General features: G+C 43.0%; 10 protein-coding genes and 2 tRNA genes. 3 read left to right on the forward strand and 9 right to left on the reverse strand.

The genetic code is table 11. The features are described from left to right. Positions 1-14 precede the first annotated feature (14 nt). The gene (locus NSB28_RS14320; protein ID WP_109747328.1) at positions 15-782 is read left to right on the forward strand and encodes a type III pantothenate kinase; all 768 of its coding nucleotides are present in this window, start codon (positions 15-17) and stop codon (positions 780-782) included. 84 nt (positions 783-866) lie between these two features. Here NSB28_RS14320 and NSB28_RS14325 read toward each other — a convergent pair whose 3' ends face one another. Continuing rightward, on the reverse strand, positions 867-6224 hold the full coding sequence (locus NSB28_RS14325; RefSeq protein ID WP_109747327.1) for a SpaA isopeptide-forming pilin-related protein: 5358 nt from the start codon (positions 6222-6224) through the stop codon (positions 867-869). A 450-nt stretch (positions 6225-6674) separates the two neighbouring features. Here NSB28_RS14325 and NSB28_RS14330 point away from each other — a divergent pair, with 450 nt between their 5' ends. Next, the gene (locus tag NSB28_RS14330) at positions 6675-7541 is read left to right on the forward strand and encodes an AraC family transcriptional regulator (protein WP_109747326.1); all 867 of its coding nucleotides are present in this window, start codon (positions 6675-6677) and stop codon (positions 7539-7541) included. 48 nt (positions 7542-7589) lie between these two features. Next, the gene (locus NSB28_RS14335) at positions 7590-8075 is read left to right on the forward strand and encodes a hypothetical protein (protein WP_306812197.1); all 486 of its coding nucleotides are present in this window, start codon (positions 7590-7592) and stop codon (positions 8073-8075) included. Between the two features lie 403 nt (positions 8076-8478). On the opposite strand, the gene NSB28_RS24725 is transcribed toward NSB28_RS14335, so the two are convergent. From NSB28_RS24725 to NSB28_RS14380, 8 genes are all read right to left on the reverse strand, one after another. After that, positions 8479-11055, reverse strand: coding sequence for an N-acetylmuramoyl-L-alanine amidase family protein (locus NSB28_RS24725; protein WP_109747324.1), 2577 nt, complete (start codon positions 11053-11055; stop codon positions 8479-8481). A 96-nt stretch (positions 11056-11151) separates the two neighbouring features. After that, on the reverse strand, positions 11152-11880 hold the full coding sequence (locus tag NSB28_RS14350) for a hypothetical protein (RefSeq protein WP_109747323.1): 729 nt from the start codon (positions 11878-11880) through the stop codon (positions 11152-11154). Then, positions 11877-12719, reverse strand: a complete 843-nt coding sequence (locus tag NSB28_RS14355) for an ATP-binding cassette domain-containing protein (protein WP_257497818.1) — start codon at positions 12717-12719, stop codon at positions 11877-11879. The genes NSB28_RS14350 and NSB28_RS14355 overlap by 4 nt, the downstream gene beginning before the upstream one ends. Beyond that, a complete protein-coding gene (gene lepB, locus NSB28_RS14360; RefSeq protein WP_109747322.1) occupies positions 12709-13260 on the reverse strand; it encodes a signal peptidase I in 552 nt (183 codons plus the stop codon). The genes NSB28_RS14355 and lepB overlap by 11 nt, the downstream gene beginning before the upstream one ends. After that, complete coding sequence (locus NSB28_RS14365) at positions 13244-13759, reverse strand: RNA polymerase sigma factor (protein WP_109747321.1); 516 nt, start codon at positions 13757-13759, stop codon at positions 13244-13246. Before NSB28_RS14365 ends, lepB begins: the two co-directional genes overlap by 17 nt. A 95-nt stretch (positions 13760-13854) precedes the next feature. Next, positions 13855-13925, reverse strand: a tRNA-Trp gene (locus NSB28_RS14370). Positions 13926-13987: 62 nt separating this feature from the next. Next, a complete protein-coding gene (locus tag NSB28_RS14375) occupies positions 13988-14749 on the reverse strand; it encodes a hypothetical protein (RefSeq protein WP_109747320.1) in 762 nt (253 codons plus the stop codon). A gap of 73 nt (positions 14750-14822) precedes the next feature. Continuing rightward, positions 14823-14893, reverse strand: a tRNA-Trp gene (locus NSB28_RS14380). Positions 14894-15088: the final 195 nt, after the last annotated feature.

Here is a 15088-nt window from a genome sequence, read left to right on the forward strand (position 1 = left end):
TGGAGGAAAATAATATGATTCTGGCAATTGACATTGGAAACACTAATATAGTAATAGGATGTATCAGCAATGAAAAAACGCTTTTCGTTGAACGTCTGTCTACCGACGCGACAAAAACAGAGCTGGAATATGCAATCAGCTTTAAAAATGTTCTGGAACTCTACCATATTAATCCTGAAGAGTTAAACGGTTCCATCATTTCATCTGTTGTCCCTCCTATTACAAACATTATCCGGGATTCTGTCATTAAAATAACCGGTAAGAAAGTAATGATCATCGGACCCGGAGTAAAGACGGGACTTAATATACTGATGGACAATCCTGCTCAGTTAGGCAGTGACCTTGTCGCCAATGCAGTGGCCGGAATCCATGAATATCCTGTACCTCTTATCATTATCGATATGGGTACTGCCACCACGATCTCTATCGTTGATAAAAATAAAAATTACATAGGAGGCATGATAATGCCCGGTATCCGTGTATCCTCGGATACACTTACACAGCGCACTTCACAGCTTCCTAAAATAAGCCTCGAACCGCCCAAAAAGCTTATTGGCACCAACACCATAGACTGTATGAAAAGCGGAATAGTCCATGGTAATGCCGCCTGTATCGACGGCATGGTCTCAAGGATCCAGAAGGATCTGGGGCAGAAGGCCACTGTCGTTGCCACCGGAGGACTTGCAAAAACAATCGTCCCCCTGTGCGAGGCAGAAATCATTCTTGATGATGCCCTTCTTTTAAAGGGACTGAACTATATCTACGAAAAGAACAGGGCCTGAACTTATCTCAGCGAGGACTTCTCCATCTGCCTGATCTGGAGGAGTCCTCTTTTTGTATAAGATAATAGCTGCTGCTAATAGCGTCTACTGTTTCCTGCGTTTTCTTTCCCGTTTCTTCTGCAGTCTCCTCCACAAAATAAAGCAGATGCCTGCTAAGGATATACTAAGCAGAAATATCATTTTTAATGCCTGGCCTGCTGCAGAATCATTTGTCTTTACAGGTGATGATATAGTTCCTCCTGTTTTTGGCGGCGTTCCGGGCGGCATTTCTGTCTCCTTCTTTTCCGTCTCCTTCTCGCTCTCTGCTGCGGGGGGATCTGTCTCTGATTCTGTTGACTGCACCTTTGTCTCTGTCTCCTGCGGCTCCGGCCTTGTCTGCGGCTCTGTGAGGGGCTGAGTCTCCGGTTCTGTCTCTGGCCCGGGTTCTGTCTCCGGCTTGGGTTCTGTCTCTTGTTCTGTTGTCTGTCTGGTTTCCTGTTCCGTCTCCGGCTCTTGTTCGGATTCCATTTCAGTTTCCGGCTCTGGCTCTGTCACTGGCTCTGTTATAGGTTCCGTCTCCTGCTCTGTTTCTGTTGCCGGTTCCGTTTCCGTCTCCGTCGCTGTCTCAGTTTCAGGCTCTGTCTCTGGTTCCGTTTCAGGTATATCCAGATTTATTTTGTCATTATCCCAGTCGTCCTCATCCTCGGGAACCTGCTTTTCCACCCCGTGATCATCATATTTTCCAAATACTCTGGAAAGGTTGTCAAGCTCCTGCCGTTTATCTGTCTCATCCTTCAGCCTGAAGACAAAGTGGACCTCCACACTGTCCCCCGGCTCCAGCCTGTCTATTGATATTTTATTTTTTTCCACATGTCTTACCACAACCTTGTCTCCTCCTTTTGTATATAAAACCTGTCCTTTTCTGACTGCAAATCCGGCACTCTCCTCCTCTATATAAGGAAGTAGCTCATCACTTGGCTCATCTTCTATTTCCAGGTCTGATACACTGATATTTCCTGAATTCGTAATTGTAATTGTATAATTCACAGTCTCCGCACCCTGATATGTTCCGGCCTCTTTATTCCCCTCATATCTTCCATCCTTCAGACTGGCTCCCTCTGTCCTGTCAGCAAGCTTGGCAATTTTTACGCGGGCATCTATCTCCTCATTTTGAATCTGTACGTTACTCTGGGTCACTTCCATCTCCTGTCCGGTATACTCCAGCTTCACCTCATGGGGGTCATCACAGGGCAGATAGCCTTCCGCAGACTGCGTCTCCACAATTTCATATGTGCCCAGATACAGTTCTTTTCCAAAAGCACGTCCTTTCTCATCTGTAATCATGGTATCTGCCAAAATCCCTTTGGAAAGTCTCAGTGTTCCGTCCGGCGTAAAGATATCCTCTGCTGCATAGATGTTAAATGTCACTCCTTCGATGGGAAAACCTGTATTTTTCCCTGTCTTGTTTATCACTATCCGTCCCTTTGCCGGCATATCAAAGAAAGCAACGGTGATGGGCTTCTCATACAGCCCTCCTTCTTCAACAAGAAATGATATTTCCTCTCCGTTCAGCAGATATCCTTCTGGTGCATTGATCTCTGCCAGAGTATATTTTCCGGCCGTCAGTTTTTCAGGAAGGAGTACCTGGCCGTTCTCATCCGTCACAAATGTATCCAGAACCTGTTCATTAGGATAATGCAGCTTCATTACAACCTGCTTTCCTTCGGAATCAAATATCTTGAATTCCGCCCCTGCAACAGGGATGATCCTTCCAGATTCCATGTCTTTTTTCACAATCTGGACAGCTCCCAGAATTCTTTTATTTTCAATAACATAAGTATACAGCCTGTTCTCTTCCTCCACTTTTACCTTAAAAGGTTCAATGGCCTTAAAGCCCTCAGGTGTATTCATCTCTTCTATAAGATATGTGTCATAAACCAGGGCACCCTTTCCATCTGTTCCCTTCGTCTCTGCTTTTCCCCACTTGTCTGTCCTGATCGTCACTGATCTGCCTGTAGACTGGGAAGTGATTTTAAATTCTATGCCTTCCAGAGGCTTCTGTATCTCCTGCTCCTGATCCTGTGCCTCCCCGAATTTATAGATCAGAATATCACCTCTTATTATCTGTTCAGCTACACCCAGATCTGCATAAAACACCCTCTCACTCTGATTCTGCTCTTTCAGCTGTACTGTATATGCATGTCCGTCTACAAGAAAGCCTTCCGATGCTGTTTTTTCTATCACGTAATAGTCTCCCAGCTCAAGTTCCTCTGAACTGCCGCGTCCTACTTTATCCGTTATGATTTTTCCTGCATAGGATGCAGAACCTTCATGATCGCCCGCCGTGTAGCTGTCTTTTTTATATATTTGATAAATTGCCCCTTCTAAAGAAGCCTGTCCCTGAGCAGCGCCATCAGATTCACCATCCTTTTTCTGTAAACGGATAATTCCTTTCTGCCTGACGTTCTCCACTTTATAGGAAAATGTCTGGGTGACAGTATTTCCCGTGACAGAAATAGTAAATTCCTGATTCCATCCCCCATTTACATACCCCTTGGGAGCCTTTGTCTCTACTGCTTTAAATCTGCCTTCGTTAGACGCAGTCCATCTCATCCCCAGCTTTTTATATCTCTTAGCAGCGGCGTCATATTCAAGGAGTCCATATTTCTCATAAGAGTTTTTTTCTTTATTCCATTCGTATAAGGTAAACTCCGCTCCAGTCAAATCTGTTCCGTCCTCACTGTCTGTTTTTTCTATGACAATGCTGCCCTTATACACTTCATTTTTTACATTGTAGGAAAATTTCTGGGAAGATGTTCCCGATGACAGATCCAGAGAAAATTCTGCAGCCCAGCTGCTTTTTACGTATCCTTTTGGAGGGCTGGTCTCTTCAACTTTAAATTTACCCTCATTTGAACTTTTATAAAGAATTCCTTCTTTTTTATAATACCCACTGTCCCGATCATACTCCAGGCTTCCCAGAGCATCATATCTGCCAAAGCTGCTGTTCCATTCATACACAGTAAATACAGCCCCCTGAAGCAGCCCGCCTGTCTCACTGTCTTTTTTCGATATATAAATGCTTCCCTCATATATATCATTCTTCACCTCATATGAAAAATCCTGGGAGGCATTTTCTGATGACAGATCCAGGAAGAATTCTGCAGACCATCGATCATTCTTATACCCCCTGGGAGCACCTGTCTCTTCTACTTTAAACCGTCCTCCGTTAGACGCCTTATAGTGTATCCCTTCTGCTGTATATACTTTCTTTTCTCCGTCATACAGGAGTGTTCCAATTTCTGCAAATTTTCCCTGTCCGTTATTCCACTCCGATAGTGTAAATACAGCCCCTTCAAGACTTCCCCCTGTCCTGCTGTCCTTTTTTGATATTATCAGATTCCCTTTGTAGTGCTGATTTGTCACATTAAAGCTTACAAATCCCTCAACACTGTCTGAAAGATTAAATTCCTGGCTCCAATGCTCATTTAGATAGCCTCTTCCGGATTTAGACTCCTCCACCTTAAATCTGCCCGCATTATCCGCAGTACCGGTAAGTGTATCCGAAATATATTTTCCGCTCTGGTTTATGTATGATAAAACACTGTGCTGCTTCCATTCCTGCCTGGAATTGCTCCATTCATACAAGATGAATTCAGCATCTGAAATACCTCCCCCTGTATCTCTGTCAGTTTTATTTACCTGGACCCTGCCTGATAAAACAGGAATATCTGCTCCTGCATTACCAATTACCTGCGCCCCGCCATAACTGGCTTCCAGAAATGTTACCCGCTGAAATCCTTCAACAGGCGGATCATACACCCAGTTACTGTAATAAACTGCCTGCTTTCCGCTAACCTGCACATTTATGGTGCATCCTCCGCTCGCTGCCTCCCGGAGATATGCATCTTTGGGCATAAATAAGTAAAATGCAGCAGCATTTGAATCTGCCCCTACCTGCAGGCTGTCATTGGCAGCCTTGACGATACTTGCCCCATGTGATTCTCCTGCAAATTCTATATTCACACTGCTGACATTTCTTGCTTCACCTGTAGTTGGGATATACAGCTGCTTTGTACGGTAGCCTTCTGTTCCATTTTCCACACAGGGCGTCCACTCCCCCTGTGTCTCCGGATTTATGCTGTAGCTAAGTCCTGACGGCTTAAATTCTCTCATTTCCGCACTGTCAAATTCCGAATAATTTGAGTCCTTCCGGGCCGCAGTAACCATACGTTCAATTGCAGTATACATGCCTCCTTCTGCCTTCTCCTTTATTTCCTCCAGTGTGTATTCTCCGTTGAAAATATGGATAGCATAGCTGGTAGCCACATAATCTGCCTTCCATCCAAGACCTGTGCGGTAAGCCGGCCATGCCGCCTCCTCTCCCCAATAACGCACACCGTAAGCTGTACAATAAACGATCTCTTTTCTCATTCTCCCGGCAGTATCCCAGGATATCTCTCCGTTGGGTGTGGGCAAGGTATCATCCAGACAGTAAACCATCCGCCACTTTCCCGTTCCGCTGTCAGGATCGCTCTCATCGCTTTTAATATATTTCAGGTGCTGTTTCAGACCGCTGCTGCTATAATCTCCTCCATCCAGCACCACTATGCTGCCGTTTGACCTCATAAGACTGCGCTTTGTGTATGAACCTCCGGGAATTACCTCCTCTTTTCCAAGTCCGCCTCCAATGACTTTTACTTCATCACTTGTCTCAGGCTCCGTTTCTTCCATATTCTGATCCGGCTTCTCATCGGCCTGAGGATCTGCTTCTGTCTGGCTGTCTTCAGTAATATTCTCTTCTTCCTGCTCTGGCTGATCCTGCACAGCTGATTCTGGCTGAGGCTGATTTTCTGCTCCCGGCTGGGTTTGTGTCTCTGGCTCTGGCCGGGGCTGGCCTTCTGTGTCTTCCTGGGGCTGATTTTCTTGTTCCGGCCGGGGATGGTCTGCTTGCTCCTGTTGGAGCTGGCCTTCTGTACCTCCCTGGGAATGGTCTTCCTGCTCCGGCTGGGATTGGCCTTCTGTACCTCCATGAGGCTGATCTGCCTGCTCCGGCGGGGACTGGCTGACTGTCTCTGTCTGGACTCGGCCTTCTGTACCTCCCTGGGACAGCTTCATCTCCGTCTCCAGTATTTCTCCTGTCAAAAACAGAATATCCTGCTGCTGCACATTATCTGCCATGGATTCCGCCACTGTCTGCAGTAATTTCCCCGTATGGGACTGCTCAGCTTCCTTCTGCTGAATATTCTTTGTTGCCGGCTGGATTTTCTTCCTTACGGCAGTATTACTATTATCCCCGGTAAAATTTTCCGCTTGTGAAGCTGCTTCTTCCGGTGAAATATTCTTCTCCCGGACGGCTGTTATAACAGTATCATCCATCCATGGCGGCAGCCACAGTATGCTGAAAAAAACTGCCATACAAAAAACGATCATTAATTTTATCCATTTTTTCTTTTTTTGCATAATGACTCCTTCAATTTGTTATTATTTAATGGCGGGAACAGGCTACTTATCATATCTTACCGTCTAAGCGATAATTTCGGGTACAAAAATAAGACGTCCCGCCTGGCACTTGACATATTCTTCTATGTAGTTGGTTTCATTTTATTGGAAAATTTAGATTTCAGATATGTGACGTCACATCACACATAGAATTAAGATGTACACATATATATTATCACCATGTACTTATAAATGCAAGATTTTTTTATAAATATTATATCTGACAAAAACTAATAATATTTCGGATAAAAGACCAAATATTGGGAGAGGTTGTACAATGCTTCTTGTTGCTCTATAATAAAATGTGCAGGTTATTATTCTGGTCTTTCATCTCTCTTTTTTGTGCATAAAAAGAGAGGTGGATAATGAGAATATAAGTTAAGATAAAATACATCACAAGGAGCAGATAAAATGGAATGGATAGAACGTCTTAATAAAGCAATAAATTATATCGAGGAACATATTACTGAGGAAATTGATTATGAACAGCTGGCAAAGGTGGCCTGCTGCTCTTCTTATCATTTTCAGCGCATGTTTGCATACATGGCAAATGTCCCTCTTTCAGAGTATATACGCCGCAGGCGTATGTCCCTGGCCGCAGTTGACTTACAGGCCGCAGATGACAAAGTCATAGATATTGCCCTTAAATATGGGTATTCATCCCCCACAGCCTTCAACCGCGCTTTTCAGAGTGTACATGGGATAGCTCCCTCACTTGTAAAGAAAGGCGGTGTATCCATGAAGTCTTATCCACCCCTCAGTTTTAAAATCACAATAAAAGGAGTGGAAGAATTGAATTACAGAATTGAAAAAAAAGAAGCATTTCGTATTGTGGGCGTCAGCCAGCCGCTTGAACAGGACATTGAAAAAAATTTTGCTGTAGTACCTCAGATGTGGCAAAAAGCCGCTGTTGATGGCACAATCCCCCTGCTTGTCCAGATGATGGACAGCCAGCCTATGGGAATTCTGGGAGTCAGCGCCTGCGATGATTTGGAACAGTGGAGATATTATCTAGCTGCTTCAAGTACAAAACCCGTTTCTGACAATCTGGAAGAGTATGTAGTCCCTGCCTTCACATGGGCCATTTTTCCAGGGAGCGGCGTCTGCCCTCAGGCAATTCAGGAGCTGGAGCAGCGTATCGTCACAGAGTGGCTTCCCGCCTCAGGTTATGAATATGCTAACGGGCCTGATATTGAAGTCTATCTGACTCCAGATCCCGGCAACGCACAATTTGAAGTCTGGATACCAGTAACAAAAAAATCTGATTCAGCGCAGTAATATGGCAGGGCAGCAAGCCTGCAGGCCTGCTGCGCATTATGAGGAAAAATGATGAGTGAACACAAGTTTAATGAATTTCTGGAAAGTATTGATGAAGAAAGCAGACTTTTTGCCTCTGAAATCAATGTATATCTCTTAAAAAGTGGCTGCATCTGCGATATAAAAGAGGCTAAAAGCGGTTATACTGTCTCCTATATTCTCAAAGATCCGAAAAAGACTCTTGCTACTTTTATATGCCGAAAAACCGGGGTGAAACTGCGGATATATCCGCGTTTTCTTGCCCAGTATTCTGATTTTCTGGATACACTCCCAGATAAGATGAAATCCGGTATTGCAAAATCATCTGTATGCAAACGTTTAATCAATCCTGATGACTGCAACCCAAAATGTGTCAAAGGATATGATTTTTATTTGGACGGCCAACATTATCAAAAATGCAGATACTCAGCATTTACACTTCCGCTGACGCCGCTGAATATTCCATACATTAAAGCATTCCTTGAAAAAGACTTGAATTGCCAGATTATTATTTAAATCTAAATATTTTATTCTGGGTATTGACTTTTTCCTTCCGAAGTTTTATAATAACACTATAAAAATTAATCAAGATAATTGATTAGTACTTTGGAAGGAGGTGTGCGTAATGGGAAAAAATAGGTTAAATATTCCTTTAAATTGCGTAGCTTTCGAACCGTTCAGAAATGTTTGTGGTCCAGGCGACTTTTAAGGCGGGTCTTGTGAGACCCGCCTTTTTATTGTGAATAGTAACTTATTTTGCACATATGCAAATGATATTTTAAATCTTATTTAGTTTCATAAAAAAGGTAACTGTGCAGTATATATACAGACCTGCTCAACAGTTACAGATAAAAATCCGAAAAAAGCTGCCGCAGTCTGAGACTTCACGGCAACTTTCTTATGACTAATTAATCCATAATTACTTAACCCATACACCATTTTCATTTAAATAATATTGTTTCCCATTTACGGTAACCCATCCTGTAGCCATGGCTCCGCTGGATTTCAAATAATACCATTTATTATTGAGCAGTTTCCATCCTGTGGCCATGGCTCCGCTTGGTTCCAGATAATACCACTCTCCTGCAACTTGCTGCCAGCCTGTAGCCATCGCTCCGCTCTCTTTTAAATAATACCATTTCCCTCCAACTTTTGCCCAGCCTACAGCCATGGCTCCGCTGGATTTCAAATAATACCACTTGCCTCCAAGCCGCTGCCAGCCGGTGGCCATCACTCCGCTTGATTTTAAATAATACCATTCATCACCCACCTGCTGCCAGCCGGTGGCCATGGCACCATTTGACTTCAGATAATACCATTTTCCTCCAACTTTTGCCCAGCCTGTAGCCATCGCTCCGCTTGACTTCAGATAATACCATGTGCCGCCTAAGTTTTGCCAGCCAGTAGCCATTGCCCCGCTGGATTTCAAATAATACCATTCATTACCCACCTGCTGCCAGCCAACTGCCATTTCTCCGCTGTCCTTTAAGTAGTACCATGTTCCCTTTATCCTCTGCCAGCCAGTAGCCATCTCGCCGCTGCTTTTTAAATAATACCACTTGCCTCCAAGCTGCTGCCAGCCGGTCTTCATGTAGCCGTTGGCATCGAAATAATAGTATTTTCCTTCAATCAGCGCCCAGGTACTCTTCGGGTATGCACCACCCTTATATTCATACCACCAGCCTTTTGTATTTCTTTTCCACTGTCCGTTCAGCTTTTCGGCTGTAATTATCATAGTAATCTGCGCTGTAGTATTGGCAAGTCCTTTCGTAATATATAATGTCATATTACAACCGCCATCAGTCCCCTCAGGATTTGCTTCTGTACCAGCCTGAGCCAGCCTGAAATCAGGACATGAATAAATATTTTCGGCAGTAAGCTTTATTCCAGTCTGGTTCATACCTTCCTGGGAATTTAACTGGGCAAATAATTCGTTAACTGCTGCATCTTTTGTCAGTGCAGCACTCTGGGCTATTGTAAATATTTTATTATCTAAGATTTCTTTTACCTTGTCTACAGCTTCTCTATCCTTGGAATCTACTGGTTTTTCTGATTCTTCCGGCTTTTCTGATTCATCTGGTTTTTCTGCTTCTACATATCTCTCTGCCCTGATCACAGAACTGATAAGTGCATTATTCTCATATTTGCCCAGAGGAACTTTTACCCAGAACCATAAGTATCCGTCAGTCCCTTCAGGGTTTGATGACGTTCCCTGTTTTGCTGCACTATAATTGATTGCTGTCGCTAAGCTGCCCATATCAAGATTTATTCCCGGACCTGCTAACTCAGGCAGCGAATTTACCATCCTGAAAAGTTCAGTAACAGCCTGATCCTGAGTGCCTGCTTTTCCCTGGCCTAATTCAAATCTGGTGAAATTGATTTTAGACACTGCATCCTGCAGCTGCTTATATATTTTTCCATCAGGTGTTTTTTCAAATGGGGTGGCAATTATATCTCCGTAAATGGGCGCCATTGCATTAGCCTTCCCCCGCTTAATATATAGAGAAATACGATGAAAATCACCATCTTTTCCTTTCGGATTTTCCAGTGTTCCTTCATGTGCCAATGAAATCTCTGCTGAATCATCAAAATCATCACGATTAAACTTCCATCCGGCTTCGGCCACTCCTGGCAAATTATTTATTATTTCAGCTAATTTCACCCAAAATGCATCATAAGAAAGAGCATCCTCCTGCATCATATCAAAATCAGCATTCAAAATTATCTGCTTAAGATTTTCTACATCTTGCAAGTCTTTATAATCTTTCGGATCCGTAAAAGAAATTGTTTTTGCTATAATATTTTTAATTTTATAGGAAAATTGTGTGCCAGCCTTAATAGTAATATCTACGTTAAACTTTCCGTCTATTCCTTCAGGTTTATCCAAAGTACCGACTACCGGCATCACCATATCTCTATAATCAGTATACTTAACTTCATCAATTACTACCCCTGTCTCTGCCATTCCCGGTAAATTTTTAATTTTTTCTTTGACAGATGCCTCCAGCTTGCTTATATCATAACTGTTCCCGCTTCTGATATCTTCCCATTTCACTTCGATTACAGAATTTTCAATAATCGTACCCGCCTTATTTACTGCCTCCCAGTCTTCTGTCTCCGTACTTCTGGACTGCTGCAGGCTATATCCATTTCTGCCCGCATCACCTGGCGCAGCTTCATTTTCTGTCTGTGCCATCTCCGTTAAAGGCATTACATTCAGATTTTCCTCTGTCTGCAAATCGCTCTCCGGCTCTTCTGTCAAATCTTCTGTCCAGCTTTCTGTTGATTCTTCTGTTGCTCCTTCTGTCTGTAGTTCCTGCCCTGACGTTTCTGATTCTGACTGCGTAGCTTCTGTACCTTCAGTTGTTCCTTCTGTTTCCATACCGCCGCTCTCAGCGGCCATGGCTACCCCCGGAGTACCTGCGGCCATGCAGGCTGAAAGAAGGATTGCCAGCGTGGTTTTTCCTAACTGCTTTAATAAATTCTTATTCCTCATTTCCCTGTCTCCCTTGTTCCTTTTACACGTCTACGTATAGTTCGTCCCCTGCGGACGCTAAAATAAGTATAACAGATATCACCGGAAATAAAAAGATTAAAACCGCTTTTTCTTTAACAGCCAGACCTTCAGAGTATAGACACAGCCTCCATAGACCAGCAGCATCAATGCCGCTCTCAATACTTTAAACACTTCAAAAAATTCTTCTTTCGTGAAAATCTTTACTACATCATATATTGGCGGAAACAGCCAGGCCACTATGCTAAACAGCGCGAATTCCTCCCCTATGGCGCCTTTCGTTACGGCTATCAGCGCAATTAATGCTGTTGCCACAACCGCGATCCTCCTGTTCTTCACGATCCTTTGATGCATCAGTGATCCCGCCGCTCCTCCCGCAAAGGATGAAGCAAATATTAAAACAAACCCGCTTATTACATCCATAGCCTCAAGAGGCCTTAAAAACAGATCTTTCCCATTCACCAGATCCTGATACACAGGAAAAACTGCCAGCAATGCACTGATGATCAGGCTGATTACTGTAAGAAAGATCACATCTGAAATATAATATTTTGTATCGCTCTTGATCCTCAGTATCAAAATCTGTTCTGAGACCATATCTTCCAGAGTATTATAAGTCATTCCCAACCAGACCATGGCAAAGAATCCGGCTACAACCGACATTGCATAACTGTCCACTACCCCTACCGGTTTTATCGTGAACATACCATAGAGATATACGATAAGCACTGCCAGCGGCATAACAAACCTGCTGGTCCTGAAATAAACTCTGCAGTCATATTTAATTATTTCTATTATTGGTTTCACATTATCTTCCCCTCATGGTACAGCTGCTTCAGTTCCCATCCTTTATGGAGCAGTAAAAGTATTAGTTCCCTGCTCTCCCCGTCTGGAACTGTTACCTCTACAAACGGCCCCTTTTCTTCTGCTGTAAATCCTGCCGGTATATCCATTATGTGGCTGCCGTTTCCGGTCGGAGGCTGAAATAACAGGACATCATTCTCTCGGATATAATTATTTGACATATCTGTCTTCTGCAGCTGCTTGTCTCTGATTTCATACACAGTATCGGATATGCTGTTAACAAGATTCATTTCATGGCATGACATGAAAAGAGTGCAGCCATTTTTTCTCAGCATGTTCATAGTATCTATAAATACCTTCTGAGAATCAGTATCCTGGCCGGACAAAGGCTCGTCCAGAAGCAGTACATCAGGTTCTGTAAGCAGCGCCTGAATCACTCCCACCTTCTGGAGAGTCCCTTTTGACAGATGCTTCATTGGTATATCTGTCATCTCATCCATGTAAAACATTTTAAAGAGTTCGCTGCTCCTTTTTTCCAGATCTTCCCGCCCTATTCCGTCTATCCTCCCCATATGCCTGATATACTGGAATGCACTTATATTCATCTTAGGAAAATGTTCAGGAATATAGTGAAACAGCAGTTTCTTACTGCATATGATTTTTCCCGCATCAGGTCTGACAAGACCTGATACTATCTTAAGAAGTGTACTCTTTCCAATTCCATTATGCCCGATAAAAGATATGGACTGCCCTTTTCTGATAGACAGATCTATATCTTTCAAAAGTACATTTTGATTATAGATCTTTGTTATTTTCTTTAATTCTATGATACTACTTTCCAACTGCCCCTCCTTTTTGGTCTGCTGATACTCTTCCCACTATCTGTTCAAGCTGGATGCAGCAGCTCCCCTCACTTACATCCCCGGGGACATCAGGCAGCACATAATACTGCTCTGCATCCAAAATAAATGTAAGCTCTGTCTCCCCCGGCACTTGTATGTATTCCTCAACAGGCCTTCCGTTTATACTAATCTTCCCTCCCTTTATCTCTACCCTGTCACCCGGTAATCCAAGTATGCGCGAGATCTTAGTCTCTTTACCGCTTTTGTAAATAATCAGATCATTATACATAGGCTTCTCAAAAATATATGCCAGCCTGTTCACTGTACATTGACTGCCATCTTCTATTGTATACCGCATACAGTCTCCTGCAACGATTACTGGCTGCCTGATACTGTTAGCCAAAAATACTGCGCCAAAGACCACTGCCGCCCCAAGGCATACTGCCGCTGCCCTCCTTTTTCTTATTTTTCCGGCAATCTTTTTATATCTCATCATTTCCGCGATCTCGTCTACATTCTGACCTTCAGTATATCCCGCCATACAAAACCTCCAGCTTTTTGCGTACCTGTTCTTTCCCTCTGTGGTATATTACCTTCACTGAACTTTCCTTCATACCCAGAATCTCTGCAATCTCATGAAAAGAAAATTCAAAAAACAGCCGGTAGACAACAACATCTTTATATTTTTTCTTTAAGGACATGATTTCCTTAATTATACCCGAGGACAGTTCCTTATTTTCTATAATCTCTATCATGCCTGCTGAATTATTTATAAGCTCTCTTCCACTGCTATCCAGAGTTGACAGTGCTACACAGACAGGATTCTTTCTGTAGTATTTACAGCATACATTTTTAGCTATTGAACAGATCCAGGTATAGACAGAGGAATCACCTTTATACTTACTGAGAGACAAAAAGACCTGAAAAAATGTTTCCTGAGTAAGCTCCTCCGCAAGCTCAGGATCATAGCCTGTAAACTTCAGCAGAAAATGATAGATCCGCTCATTATATTTAAGATATAGCTCCTGAAATTCTTCCATAGCAGCCTCCTCCTATATTTAGTACCGCCAAAACAAAAAAGGTTACAAAAAAACAGCATAAACCATTTATTTACAGTTTATGCTGTCTGCTAAAACAGGGGATGAGAGAATCGAACTCCCGCTAAGAGTTTTGGAGACTCCTGTCATACCATTTGACCAATCCCCTGTATCTGTTTGTGCCCGTTAAAAACGGCCACTAGATATTTATACCACAAGCGGCTGCTTTTGTCAATTAGCTTCTTCGAGATATTCAACCATCTCATCCACAGTGTATGTAAACTCAACAACAACTGAAGCCCCCTGGTTCACTATAAACTCGCTGAGTCCATATTCTGTGCCATTGTCAGCGTAGTCATATGTATATCCCAGTCTTGTCCACGGATACTGTGAGTCAAAATAAGACCAGATAATATTGCCGTCAAACCACTCTTTATATTCTTTATCTGTATTTTGAGGATCCTCAAAATTGCTTAATACTTCATCATCAGTCACATCAGGGTTATATGCAGGCCGGATCATGTCAGCTGGATCCACCCACATTGCTGTAAAATGAGTATGGGCCTTATCTGCCGGCATTCCAAGAAGCATTTCAAATCTGGCCGTCCAGTCTTCTTCGTCCTGTCCCTCACTATAGTTTTCTGTAAACCAATCCTCCATTTCAGCCAGGCTTGTCACCCAGGTATCACCATAGTCCATGGTAATCTCATTCCCGGCAGGATAACTGTCAGGATAGCGGTGCAGAGTAACCATGAGCACTTTTCCTTCATCGTTCCAGCGAATCTGATCTTCATCTTCATTTATCGCCAATACAGGAAGTATCTCCTCTGGCTCAATAGTCATAGCATCCTTTACAGCCTGCTCATAGAGCAATTCCCAGCTCTCTCCAGATACATCTTCTGCATCTGCCTGCATAGAGACAGACCCTGCCAGAATTGTCACTGTAAGTGCGGCTGCCAATTTTACTCTGCTGTTATTGAATAATTTCTTCATTTTGTCCTCCGTATTTTATTATATGGATACTAAAGAACCGGGAAGCCACAAAGGTTTCCCGGTTCTTTCTTTACAGGGGATGAGAGAATCGAACTCCCGCTAAGAGTTTTGGAGACTCCTGTCATACCATTTGACCAATCCCCTATAGGATTTATAACACTTTTATTTATACCATAATGCTTGTAAATTGTCAATATTTTTCATACAAAAAAGAAATTTAAAAGTTATAAAATCATTATGTCAGCTTTTTAGCTTTGGCAGTAAAACAAAAACACCGGTATCTCTACCGATGTCATCCATTATGTCTCGTGTTCTCAAGTTTGTACCTTCAAAACCACA

This window comes from Murimonas intestini (genome assembly GCF_024622195.1).
In the GTDB taxonomy this organism is placed as follows: Bacteria; Bacillota; Clostridia; order Lachnospirales; family Lachnospiraceae; genus Murimonas; species Murimonas intestini.

What these genes read in the sequence shown, in the direction of transcription:
- NSB28_RS14320 (WP_109747328.1), top strand. Translation starts at nt 15, where the DNA reads ATGATTCTGGCAATTGACATTGGAAACACTAATATAGTAATAGGATGT.
- NSB28_RS14325 (WP_109747327.1), bottom strand. Translation starts at nt 6,224, where the DNA reads ATGCAAAAAAAGAAAAAATGGATAAAATTAATGATCGTTTTTTGTATG.
- NSB28_RS14330 (WP_109747326.1), top strand. Translation starts at nt 6,675, where the DNA reads ATGGAATGGATAGAACGTCTTAATAAAGCAATAAATTATATCGAGGAA.
- NSB28_RS14335 (WP_306812197.1), top strand. Translation starts at nt 7,590, where the DNA reads ATGATGAGTGAACACAAGTTTAATGAATTTCTGGAAAGTATTGATGAA.
- NSB28_RS24725 (WP_109747324.1), bottom strand. Translation starts at nt 11,055, where the DNA reads ATGAGGAATAAGAATTTATTAAAGCAGTTAGGAAAAACCACGCTGGCA.
- lepB (WP_109747322.1), bottom strand. Translation starts at nt 13,260, where the DNA reads ATGGCGGGATATACTGAAGGTCAGAATGTAGACGAGATCGCGGAAATG.
- NSB28_RS14365 (WP_109747321.1), bottom strand. Translation starts at nt 13,759, where the DNA reads ATGGAAGAATTTCAGGAGCTATATCTTAAATATAATGAGCGGATCTAT.
- NSB28_RS14375 (WP_109747320.1), bottom strand. Translation starts at nt 14,749, where the DNA reads ATGAAGAAATTATTCAATAACAGCAGAGTAAAATTGGCAGCCGCACTT.